The following is a 12,016-nucleotide window of genomic DNA, read 5'->3' on the forward strand; positions in this document are numbered from 1 at the left end:
TTGGACGCCATAGTGGTACTTCTATTACGCTGTTTTTTGTTCTTCCTCCGTGTTCTCCGTGGTGAAAGATTTTCTGAGGTGCAGTTACATTAGCGCAGCCAATTCGGCCGGCGCCGGCGTGCGCAGCAGGATGTTCTTCATCTCCCAGGCCTTCTCCTGATCGACGTTCTCGAAGTACTGCACTTCTCCCGCGATCAGTGCCGCGACCGCGACACCATCGCGATACATCACGCGGTTGCTGTAGATGGCCGGCACGCGCGGGCCGGGCAGCACGATGCCCGCAAGATTGAGCGGATCGGCACCGCTCACCGTGACCAGCCGGCCGGACTTGTCGGCGTTACGTACTCCGCGTAGCACGCCCACTGCTTCGGGCAACGCGAACTGTTCGCCTGAAAAGCCGGCGACAAAGCGGCCGCCACGGATTTCGCCGCGGGTTTCCAGCCGGCGGCAGGCCATCAGCAACTCGCGCCAGGGCGGCAGCCAGTCAGCCTCCCGCGCCAGCATTCTCCAGAAAATCACGCCGTAACGTTTCAGCAACGTGCGCGCGATCTGTTCAGCGGTTTCCCGCTCAAGTGCAATGGCACTCCCGCCGCTCGCCGGCTTGCGCCGGATCAAAGCCCAGCGGCCCGCATCTTCGACGCCGAACACCGCAGTGCGCCGCCGGCGCCCGCCGCCGATCGGCTTGCGGCGATCAGCGGGCAGCAACAACGCCCGCAGGCCGCTGAAGCCGTCCGAGTTGATCAGCCCGGCCGCCGTCAGTTCGCGTAATGCGTCTTCAATGAAGGTGCGCGGCTGATCCAGGCCTTCGGCGATGTCGTCGAAGAAGGAAGCGCCGTGCTGCGCCAGATAATCGGCGACGGCCTGCGCCCGCGTGCTGATGCGCACCGACTGCGTATCGGTTGCTTTCGCGAGCGCCGTCCACACCGGAAGATTCTTCCGCGTCAGCAATGTGATCGGCGTGCTGCGCACCGGGCTCGCCCCCTGTGTGCGCTGCGCATCCATCTTTGGAGCTTCCAGCCGCGTCCATACCACCCGGCCCGCACGGCACAGATCGTCGAGCCAGTGCGGCTCGTAACCCGCAACCCGCGCCGGGATCAACTCGGTTTCCCACGAACCGGCGGCGGCTTCGAAACCCTCGAGCTGGGAAACCACCGCCGCAACCGCATCCGGACCCTCCATGCGCTCGCCGACGTGCTGCCAGTCGAACAGGAATTGCATGAAATCCGCCGCGGAAACCGGTTCGATCTCCTGCCGCAAGCGTTTGACGGTGTAACGGGTGATGCGCGCCAGCAGCCTGCGTTCGCACCATTCGGTGCCAGCTTCCGGCGTGAAGCTGCCGCGCATGACGAAACCTTCGCCTTCGAGAGCCAGCAATGCGATGTCGATATCGCCCGTCGGTACCGCAATCGACTCTGCAAGGCCCGCCGCGGTAATGGGGCCGAGACCTTCGAGACGACCTCGCACGATCTCCACCAACGCTTCCTCTCGTGTCCAGGTCTTCGCAAATTCCGCGGGGACAACTAGCGACGGCACGACGCGCGCATCGGGATGCACGGCATTGAACTCGGGCAGGCGCTCCGCGGCGACAACTAAGCCGGCGCTATCCGCCTCACCTGCGGGGATGACACGCGTGACACGCTTGTCGCGGACCAGTTCGTCAAGCAGCAGCGTCCATGCCGGTTGCCGCAGAATTTCCCGCGAGGTGAGCAAACCCAGCCAGCCAAGCGTATCGTGCAGTTCGTCCGCCGATTCAGCCTGCGGCCAGGCCTCTTCCCTGACGCGGGCAATCGCCTCCGGATCGAGCCGTCCGATATCCGCCGCGCTTTCCGGATCGAGCCAGCGGCGGCTGACCACCGCCTGCGTGCGCCGCTCTTCCAGCGGCGCATCGTCGAGGTAGGCGTAGGGGCGGGCCGACAGGATTTCGAGCGCCAGCGGCGAAGGCTCGACCAGATCGCGCGTTTCAATTTCCACTTCGCCCTGCTCGATCGCGCGCAGCACACTCTCGAAGCCCTCGATATCCATCGCTTCGAACAGGCAATCGTCGATGGTCTGCTTCACCAACGGGTGATCGGGGATCTCGCGATCGCCGACGATGTTTTCCTGGCAGGCAAGCTGGTCGGGAAACACCGCCGCAACCAGATCCTCCGCTTCCATGCGCTGCAGTTGCGGCGGCACCTTGTTGCCGCCGCGGAAGCGCGGCAGCGCCAGGGCGATCGAAGCGTCCCAACGCCAGCGCGTCAGGAACATCGGCGCATCGAGCAAGGCCTGAATCAACACCTGGCGCACGCTGTTGGAATGCAGGTAGCGCGCTGCTTCTTCCAGCGGAAAACTATGCGTGGCGGTCAGCGAAAGGATGATCGCATCCTCCGTCGCCGCGGCTTGAAGCTCGAAATTGAACTTGCGACAGAAGCGCTTGCGCAAGGCCAGGCCCCAGGCGCGATTGATGCGATTGCCGTAGGGCGAATGAATGACGAGTTGGGTACCGCCGCTTTCGTCGAAGAAACGCTCCATGACCAGCCGTTTCTGCGTCGGCAGCAGGCCGAGCACCGCTTTCGCGCTCCCGAGGTAGTCGACCACCTGCGTGGCGGCATCCACAGCGACGCCCACTTCTTCGACCAGATAGTCCAGCGTGGCCTGTGCGTTCGGCAGCCGTGCGTCGACATCGGCGCGCAATCTCGATACCGCGTAAGACACTTCGTCGCTGCGCGCCGGCGCCTCGCCGAGCCAGAAAGGAATCGAGGGCGGCATGCCTTCGGCGTCCTCGACGCGCACCCGGCCAGCCTCGACGCGCAGAATGCGATACGACGTATTGCCAAGCTGGAACACGTCGCCCGCCAGACTTTCGACGGCGAAATCTTCGTTGACCGTGCCGACCATGATGTCCTGCGGCGACAGCACGACGGCGTAATCAGCGGTGTCGGGAATCGTGCCGCCGGAGGTCACGGCCGTCAGCCGCAGGCCGTCGCGCGGCCTTAATTTGCGGTTGACTGCGTCGCGGTGGATCAGTGCGCGCTTGCGGCCGCGGCGCGTCGAGAAGCCTTCCGCCAGCATCTGCAGAACTTCGCCGTATTCCTCCCGCGTAAGCTCACGGTAAGGCCACGCCCGCCGCATCAGGTCGTAGAGCTCTTCCTCGTCCCATTCACCGGAGGCCACTTCGGCGGCAATCTGTTGCGCCAGCACGTCCAGAGGTTTCTTCGGTATCACTACCCTATCCAGTTCCTCGCGCCGCACTGCATCCAGCAATGCCGTGCATTCGACGAGGTCGTCGCGCGACACCGGGAACAACCTTCCTTTCGGCAATCCGCCGACCGCGTGTCCCGACCGGCCGACCCGTTGCAGCAGCGCGGAGATCCTGCGCGGCGTGGACAGTTGGCAGACAAGATCCACATGCCCGATATCGATGCCCAGTTCGAGGGACGCGGTGGCGATCAGCGCCTTGAGTTCGCCGCGCTTCAATCTTTGCTCCGCGTTCAGCCGCTGCTCGCGCGCCATGCTGCCGTGGTGGGAAGTAACCTGATCTTCGACCAGGCGCTCGGAAAGCGCGCGCGCAGCGCGTTCCGCGAGACGCCGCGTATTGACGAACACCAGGGTCGAGCGGTGCTCGCGAATCAACTCCGCGAGCCGGTCGTAGACCTGGGTCCAGACTTCGATCGACATGACGGCTTCGAGCGGCGATTCCGGCACTTCGAGGGCGAGATCGCGCTTGCGGACGTGGCCGGTGTCGACGATGGTGCAGGCGTTCGAATCGAACAGTCCGCCGGACTGGCCACCGCCCACCAGGAAGCGCGCGACCTCTTCGATCGGCTTTTGCGTCGCCGACAGGCCAACGCGGGTCAACTGTCCGCCGGCCAGATGCTGCAGACGCTCGAGGGAAAGCGACAGATGTGCGCCGCGCTTGTTCGGTGCCATGGCGTGGATTTCGTCGACGATGACGGTGCGTGTGCTCGACAGCATCTTGCGGCCGGACGCGCTGGTCAGCAGGATGTAAAGCGATTCCGGTGTAGTCACCAGGATGTGGGGCGGCTTGCGGCGCATGCGGCTGCGCTCCGACTGCGGCGTATCGCCGGTGCGCACGACGGTGCGGATGTCCACGTCCGGCAGACCGGCAGCGACCAACTCCTTGCGGATCCCGGCCAGCGGCTCGTCGAGGTTCTTCTGGATATCGTTCGACAACGCCTTCAGCGGCGAGACGTAGACGACATGGGTCTCGTCGCGCAGGTCGCCGCGCACGCCCAGCCGGATCAGCGCATCGATGGTCGCGAGAAAGGCCGCCAGCGTCTTGCCCGATCCCGTCGGCGCCGCGATCAGCGCGTTGTTTCCTGAGCTGATCGCCGGCCAGGCCCGGATCTGCGGCTCGGTCGGCGCCACGTAGGTACGGCGAAACCAGTTCGCTACTGCAGGATGAAATGAGTCGAGGACACTCACGGTTCCAGATGCTGTAGTGGATATTTTGCCCTGCTAGTCCGCCAGTTCCATGTGGAACAGGCTGATCAATCTTTCCAGGTAGACAACAGCCGCCGGATCGTCCTCCGCCGGCGCCCAAGAGGCCTTCTCTTCGCGGCCAAGTGGGATGTAGGGTCCGGCCTTGGCCTCGAATATGACCGATCCCGGCTCGAGCGCAACAAAGGTGTGCCAGGTCGCGTGCGGTATATCGACGCCTATCGCGCCGCTCCCCGCCCGTAATACGGTGTGCTGAAAAATCCCGCCGGCCTCATCGAAAACCACCAGGCCCACGGCACCACGCAGCACGACCAGCGTTTCGTCCTTGGCTGGATCGAGGTGCCGGTGCGGCTGGACATAGGAATCCGGCTCGATCGCGTTCAGCAGCCGGTTGGCGGGCGCCGATTCGTGCGGATGAAAGTTGAAATTCTTGCGGCGACGCGGGTTGGCGGCCGCCTGTGCGGAAAGAGAGTCGATCAAACGCGTATCGATGATTGTGGGCGGTTTCACTGATACACGACCTGAACGTTCTTTGGTTCCAGCCATTTGCCGAGTTCGGAGATGAGTGTGTCATCCGGCCTGATTTTCCAGTCCTCGCCCAAGTCGAATTCCGCCGCGGCATTTTCGTTGGTGTACGCGATCGTCACGCGCAGGCTGCCGTTGCGATAAGGTTCGAGCACTTTTTTCAGCTTCTTTGCGTCCGCTGCGCCGTTCATCGACACTCTGAGGTTTCGGCCGAAGCGGGCGCGCACACTCGCAAGGTCATGGATTTTCTCCGCTGCGATGCGCATAACCACGTTGTCTTCCCCGTCCTCGCCGCCGCGGCGGAATGAACGCACCTTCGCCTCGACGAGCACGACCGCATCTTCGCGCACCAGGTTGCGATGCCTGTCCAGGATTTCGTCGTATACCACCACTTCCACGCGCGCGGTGCCATCGGACAGCATCATGACCATCATCCGGCCGCCGGCGGTTTTCTGCATGCGGACGGATTCGATGACGCCGGCAATGTGCTGTTGCCGTGCCCCTTCTTCCGGCGCCGGCGGCAGCAGCTTGGAGAGCCGGGTGCGGACCACCGATGACAACTCATCCTCGTAAAACCGGAACGGATGCCCACTGTAGTAGAAACCAAGCGCGAGCTTCTCGTTCTGCAGGCGCTCGCTTTCGTCCCAGCGCGGCACCTCCAGCAGCTTCGGTCCTTCGACCGTTGCCGAAAATTCACCGAACAGGCTGACTTGCGAAGCCGAACGGCTTTCCTGCTCCGCCGCTTCCATCGCGATGCCGACCGAAGCGAGCAGGCTGGCGCGATGATCGTTGATCGAATCGAAAGCCCCGGCACGCACCAGCGATTCGATGACCCGGCGGTTGACGATGCGCCGGTCCACTCGACGGCAGAAATCGAACAAGTCCTTGAACGGACCTGCAGTGCGCGCTTCGATGATGTGTTCGATAGCCGACGCGCCGGTGCCCTTCACTCCCCCGAGGCCGTAGCGGATGCGCTTCTCGTCCACCGGCACGAACCGGTATTCGCTTGCATGAATATCCGGCGGCAGCATTTCCACCTTGTTGGCGATCGCGTCTTCGTGGAACTGCTGCACCTTGTCGGTATCGTCCATGATCGCCGATAGGTTGGCCGCCATAAAAGCGGCGGTGTGATGCGCTTTGAAGTACGCCGTCTGGAAGGCGACCAGCGCGTAAGCGGCGGCGTGCGATTTGTTGAAGCCGTAACCGGCGAACTTCTCCATCAGATCGAAGATCTCTTCCGCCTTGGCCGGGGTCAGGCCGTTCCTGCCCGCGCCTTCGCGGAAAATGCTGCGATGCTGCGCCATCTCCTCGGGTTTTTTCTTGCCCATCGCCCGGCGCAGCAGGTCGGCGCCACCGAGGCTGTAGCCGCCGATGATCTGCGCCATCTGCATGACCTGTTCCTGATACACCATGATGCCGTAGGTTTCGGCAAGAATCGTCTCGACGCGCGGGTCGGGATAGCCGAACTTCTTGCCATGCTTGCGCTGGGTGAAATCGGGGATCAGCTCCATCGGACCGGGACGATACAAAGCAACCAACGCGATGATGTCCTCGAAGCGGTCGGGGCGCGCCTGCTTGAGCAGGTCGCGCATGCCGCGCGATTCGAACTGGAACACAGCGGTCGTATTGGCGCTGGCGAAAATCTTGTAAGACGCCGCGTCGTCCAGCGGCAACTGCTCCAGCACGATCCTCGCGTCCGGATCGAGGCGCTTGATGAAACGCAGCGTCCAGTCGAGGATGGTCAGCGTCGTCAGTCCCAGAAAGTCGAATTTCACCAGGCCGATCGCCTCGACATCGTCCTTGTCGAGTTGGGATACCGCGCTATCGGACCCCGACGCGGTATACAGCGGGCAGAAATCGCTGAGCTTGCCGGGTGCGATCAGCACACCGCCGGCATGCATGCCGACGTTCCGGCTCAATCCTTCGAGTTGTCCGGCCAGCGCCAGCAGCTCGCGGGTTTCTTCCTCGGACTCTTCGCGCTCCTTGAGCCGCGGCTCCATTTCGCGTGCCATCTGCAGCGTGATCAGCTTGCCTGGCTGGAACGGAATCAGTTTCGCCAGTTCGTCGGTGCGGCTGTAGTTCCATTCCATGACGCGGCCGACATCGCGCACCACGGCCTTGGCTGCCATGGTGCCGAAGGTCACGATCTGCGACACCGAGTCGTCGCCGTACTTCTGGCGAACATAATCGATCACCCGATCGCGGCCGTCCTGGCAGAAGTCCACGTCGAAGTCCGGCATGGATACGCGCTCCGGATTCAGGAAGCGTTCGAACAGCAGGCCGTAGCGCAGTGGATCGAGATCGGTGATGCCGAGCGAGTAGGCCACCAGCGAGCCCGCGCCGGAACCGCGACCGGGACCGACCGGCACGCCGTTGGTCTTGGCCCAGTTGATGAAGTCGGCGACGATCAGGAAGTAACCGGGGAATCCCATCTGCACGATGGTGTTGATCTCGAACTCGAGACGCTCGCGGTAGCGCGGCATGTGTTCGGTGCGCGCAGCCGCACCCGGAAAAAGCGCCAGCATGCGTTCTTCGAGGCCTGCGACCGCCCGTTGGTGCAGGAAGGCTTCGAGCGTCATGCCGTCGGGCGTCGGGAACAACGGCAGCCGCGATTTGCCGAGTTCGAGCGCGAAGTTGCAGCGGCGCGCGATCTCGACCGCGTTTTCCAGCGCTTGCGGCAGATCGGCAAACAGCTCGGCCATCTCCGCCTGGCTCTTGAGGGTTTGCTCCTCGGTGAAATGGCGCGGCCGGCGCTGGTCGGACAGCACGTAACCCTCCGCGATGCAGACCCTGGCCTCGTGAGCGACAAAGTCCTCGCGCTTCAGGAATTGCACCGGGTGCGTGGCCACGACCGGCAGTTTCAGCGCGGATGCCAGGCGCACGGCACGCTTGACGTAATGCTCCGCGTTCGGCTGGCCGGGACGCTGCAACTCGATGTAGAAGCGCTGCGGAAACAACTCTGCCCAGAACTGAGAGTGCTTCTTTGCCTGCTCGGCGTTATCGGCCAGCAGGGCATGCCCGATGTCGCCGAGGTGGGCGCCGGACAAAGCGATCAGGCCGTCCGTGCCGTTTTCTCGCAGCCATTCCTTCCGGATCTCGGCTCGGCCGCGATGCTGGTTGGAGCGGTAGGCGCGCGTGAGCCAATCGCAGAGCCTGAGGTAGCCGGCGGGAGAAGCGCACAGGAACAGGGCGCGGTGGGGTTTGTCGCGATCGGTCTCGTTGCTGATCCAGACGTCACAGCCGATCACCGGCTTCAATCCCTTGCCACGCGCAGCCTGGTAGAACTTCACCATACCGAAGAGGTTGGACAGATCGGTCAGTGCGAGCGCCGGCATGCCGTCCGCCGCCGCGGCGGCGACCGCGTCGTCGATACGGGCAATGCCGTCGACGATCGAGTATTCGCTGTGCAGGCGCAGGTGGACGAACTTCGGTTGCATGAAAGTTATTTTACGCTGACGTTCCGGACCGCGAAGTTCTCTTTGAAGATTTGTACCGCGACAACCGCTTGCCGCGAAGCCGGCTTGGTAGAATGGCGTCTCCTCCAGGCAACACCGCGATCTCATGTGTGTCATCAATCTCGCCGGCTACAAATTCGTTTCGCTGGACGGACTGGACGACCTGAAAGCCCGGCTCGACCGGCGTTGCCACGAGCTGGAGCTCAAGGGCACCATCCTGCTGAGTTTCGAAGGCATCAACGTTGTCGTTGCCGGCAGCGAGGAAGCTGTCGTAAATTTCCAGGCTTCGATACACGCCGACCCCCGGCTGGCCGGCCTGCGCTTCAAACGCAGCGTATCCGCGTATCAGCCTTTCGACCGCATGCTGGTCAAGATCAAGAAGGAAATTATCACGATGCGCGTGCCGGGCGTTGACCCGGCGAAGGAGCGGGCGCCCGCTATCGCGCCGGCGGAACTCAAGCGCTGGCTGGACGAGGGCCGCGACATCGTGCTGCTCGATACGCGCAACGCCTTCGAGGTGGATGCGGGAACCTTCGACAAGGCCTTGGACTTGCGGCTCAGCTCCTTCGGCCAGTTCGCACAGGCTGTCGACGCACTTGATTCGTCGCTGAAGGACAAGACTGTCGTCACGTTCTGCACCGGTGGTATCCGTTGTGAAAAAGCGGCGCCGGTCCTGATCAGGAATGGCTTTCGCAGCGTTTTCCAGCTCGATGGAGGTATCCTGCAATACTTCGAGAAATGCGGCGATGCCCATTTCACCGGACGTTGCTTCGTCTTCGACCAGCGCGTCGCGCTCGACGGCAATCTGGAGCCCGAGGTCGCCAATACACAATGAGCGACGCCCGCGAAACACGACGGGCGGTGATCGTCATGATCCTCCTGGTGGTCCTGTGGGGTTACAGCTGGATCACCTCGAAGATCGGCCTGAATTACGCCAGCCCGATGGACGTCGTCGCGCTCCGTCTCGAGCTCGGCATCCTGACGCTGTTTGTCGGCTTGTTGTGGACGCGCCGGCCGCTCAAGCCGCAACACTGGCAGGCCTTGCTCATGATCGGCCTGATTCAGACTGGCGCGTTTCTGCTGCTCAATACCTGGGCCCTTTCTGAAGGCGGGCCCGGCAAGACTTCGGTGCTGGTGTTCACCATGCCCTTCTGGGTTCTGGTGTTTGCCTGGCCCCTGCTGCACGAACGCATCCACGGGCTGCAGTGGGTTTCGGTCCTACTGGCGATAGTCGGCCTGTTGTTCGTGCTCGAGCTGTGGCAGATGCATACGTCGCTGTTCAGCAAGACGCTGGCCGTCATGGCAGGCATGTGCTGGGCCATCGGCGTGGTCTATGCGAAGCGCCTGCACAACCAGGCGAAAGTCGAACCCTTGTCGTTCACGTTCTGGCAGATGATCGTCGGCCTGATCCCGGTACTGATTTGCCAGGCGCTTTTCGATCGCCAGCCGATCGTCTGGTCGAACACCTTCGTCGTCGTCACGCTGTTCAACGGCGTGATGGCCACCGGCGTCGGCTGGCTGGCATGGCTTTACGTACTGCACCGGCTTCCCGCCGGCACCACCAGCCTGGCGTCGCTCGGCATCCCGGTGATCGCGATCATTTCGTCGTGGATACAACTGGGCGAACAACCCGGCCGCTCGGAATTGCTGGGCATGCTCTTGATCGGCGTCGCGCTCGCGCTGCTTTCCTACCTGAGCATCCGCCGGCACGAGGAACCCGAACCCATGACCGGCCAGGAATGACGCCCTTTAAAGCTTGAGGCTCAAATCCTGAACCACGGAGAACACGGAGAGCACGGAGGAATGATGAAATGGAAGACAATGAACTCGGGACGAACCTGATCGGTTGTGCGATTCAGGTTCACCGTGCGCTGGGGCCCGGTCTGCTCGAAAGCGTGTATGAGACATGCTTGCATCATGAATTGAGCAAGGTAGGAATTGATTCAAAGAGACAGGTCTTTCTCCCATTCGAATATGACGGACTGCAATTCGACAATGCATTCCGGGCTGATTTAATCGTTGGGGACAGATTGATCGTGGAGATAAAAGCCGTGGAAAAGATCTTGCCGATTCACTCATCGCAACTAATGACCTACCTTAAGCTCTCGCGCCGACGGATCGGTTACATATTGAACTTCAATGTCACTCAATTGCGGCAAGGCGGAATCAAGCGCCTAGTGAATGGATAGCCATTCGCCGAATGCAATCGTGTGTGGCTCAACAATATTTTCCCGTATCTCGATATTGTTTCTCAGTGTTCTCCGTGCTTCAAGGTTGAGTCGTGAAACAAAGTCAGTCTGAATATCTGGACGTCCGTGGCCTGCGCTACCACGTGCGCACCTGGGGCGACGCATCCGCGCCGAATATTTTCCTGCTGCACGGCTGGATGGACGTATCGGCGTCGTTCCAGTTCGTCGTCGACGAGCTGAGGCACAACTGGCATGTCATCGCGCCGGACTGGCGCGGCTTCGGGCTGTCGGAGTGGACGCACGAGGGCTACTGGTTCCCGGACTACATCGCCGACCTCGATGCGCTGCTGGAGTATTTTCAGCCCGAGTCGCCGGCCCATGTCGTCGGCCACAGCATGGGTGGCAATGTCGCCAATCTCTATGCCGGCATTCGCCCGGAACGCATCGGCAAGCTGGTGCTGGCGGAAGGTTTCGGCCTGCCGCCGACGAAAGCGGACAAGGCGCCGGAGCGCTACGCGAAGTGGCTGGAAGAAAATCGCGATCCGCCGACGTTGCGTTCGTACGCGACGTTCGACGAGGTGGCCGAACGGCTCAAGAAAAACAATCCCCGCATCAGCGACGAACGCGCGCGATTCCTGGCGCCGCACTGGGCCGAGCAGAAGGCCGACGGCAGCATCCACCTGCGCGCCGATCCGCTGCACAAGTTGGTGAACCCCGCGCTCTACCGCGTAGAGGAAGCGATGGCCTGCTGGCGGCGCATCGTCGCGCCGGTGCTCTGGCTCTGGGGCGACGGTGCATGGATGATGAAATGGATGAAAGGCGACAAGGCTCTGCTCGACAGCTACCGCGCCAGCTATCGATCATTGCACGAGGAAACCATCGCGGACGCCGGGCACATGATGCATCACGACCAGCCGAAGGAATTCGGCAGGGCGATCGAGTCGTTTTTATATTAGGCCTTGAACCACGGAGGACACGGAGAGCACGGAGAAGATCCGGAAGCAAAGTCGATCAAGAAATCGACTATGGAACCGACCCTATGCGATCGGAATCCCGGATCGATAGCAAGAATTCGGCTCTCGACTACAATTAGACGGTACCCAGACCGAGCAGAGACCATGAAACAACCCAAGAATCCCTTTCATCCAGGCGAAATTCTGCTCGAAGAATTTCTGGAGCCCGCCGGAATCACGCAAACAGAGTTTGCCGGGAAACTCGGCTGGACGCGGGCGCGGTTGAATCGGTTAGTCAAAGGGAAGCGCGGAATCACGGCCGAAGCGGCGCTTGACCTCGCCGAGGCACTGGGTACTTCCGCGAGGTTATGGATGAATTCTCAGACAACCTATGATCTCGATAGAGCGCTAGCTCGGAGGCAGTCAGACGGTCACTAGCAAAAGTGCATCGCAC

General features: G+C 62.1%; 8 protein-coding genes. 5 read left to right on the forward strand and 3 right to left on the reverse strand.

The window, feature by feature from the left end; all coding sequences use genetic code 11:
* Window positions 1-84 precede the first annotated feature (84 nt).
* The 3 genes from HY067_05655 to dnaE are packed head-to-tail and all read right to left on the reverse strand — an operon-like array spanning window position 85 to window position 8,402.
* Window positions 85-4,425 carry a DEAD/DEAH box helicase gene (locus HY067_05655; protein MBI3527438.1) on the reverse strand — a complete coding sequence of 1,447 codons (4,341 nt, stop codon included), beginning with the start codon at window positions 4,423-4,425 and terminating at the stop codon, window positions 85-87.
* A 33-nt stretch (window positions 4,426-4,458) separates the two neighbouring features.
* Window positions 4,459-4,986, reverse strand: coding sequence for a WbuC family cupin fold metalloprotein (locus HY067_05660; GenBank protein MBI3527439.1), 528 nt, complete (start codon window positions 4,984-4,986; stop codon window positions 4,459-4,461).
* A complete protein-coding gene (dnaE, locus tag HY067_05665) occupies window positions 4,947-8,402 on the reverse strand; it encodes a DNA polymerase III subunit alpha (protein MBI3527440.1) in 3,456 nt (1,151 codons plus the stop codon). The genes HY067_05660 and dnaE overlap by 40 nt, the downstream gene beginning before the upstream one ends.
* 124 nt (window positions 8,403-8,526) lie before the next feature.
* Between dnaE and HY067_05670 the strand changes: the two genes are divergently transcribed.
* The 5 genes from HY067_05670 (at window position 8,527) to HY067_05690 (ending at window position 12,000) form a co-directional block, all read left to right on the forward strand.
* Window positions 8,527-9,255, forward strand: coding sequence for a sulfurtransferase (locus HY067_05670; protein MBI3527441.1), 729 nt, complete (start codon window positions 8,527-8,529; stop codon window positions 9,253-9,255).
* A complete protein-coding gene (locus tag HY067_05675; GenBank protein ID MBI3527442.1) occupies window positions 9,252-10,163 on the forward strand; it encodes an EamA family transporter in 912 nt (303 codons plus the stop codon). The genes HY067_05670 and HY067_05675 overlap by 4 nt, the downstream gene beginning before the upstream one ends.
* Before the next feature lie 68 nt (window positions 10,164-10,231).
* On the forward strand, window positions 10,232-10,609 hold the full coding sequence (locus HY067_05680) for a GxxExxY protein (protein ID MBI3527443.1): 378 nt from the start codon (window positions 10,232-10,234) through the stop codon (window positions 10,607-10,609).
* A 92-nt stretch (window positions 10,610-10,701) separates the two neighbouring features.
* Window positions 10,702-11,565, forward strand: a complete 864-nt coding sequence (locus tag HY067_05685; GenBank protein ID MBI3527444.1) for an alpha/beta hydrolase — start codon at window positions 10,702-10,704, stop codon at window positions 11,563-11,565.
* A gap of 162 nt (window positions 11,566-11,727) precedes the next feature.
* On the forward strand, window positions 11,728-12,000 hold the full coding sequence (locus HY067_05690; protein MBI3527445.1) for a HigA family addiction module antidote protein: 273 nt from the start codon (window positions 11,728-11,730) through the stop codon (window positions 11,998-12,000).
* Window positions 12,001-12,016: the final 16 nt, after the last annotated feature.

Source organism: Betaproteobacteria bacterium (genome assembly GCA_016194905.1).
Taxonomy (GTDB): Bacteria; Pseudomonadota; Gammaproteobacteria; order Burkholderiales; family JACQAP01; genus JACQAP01.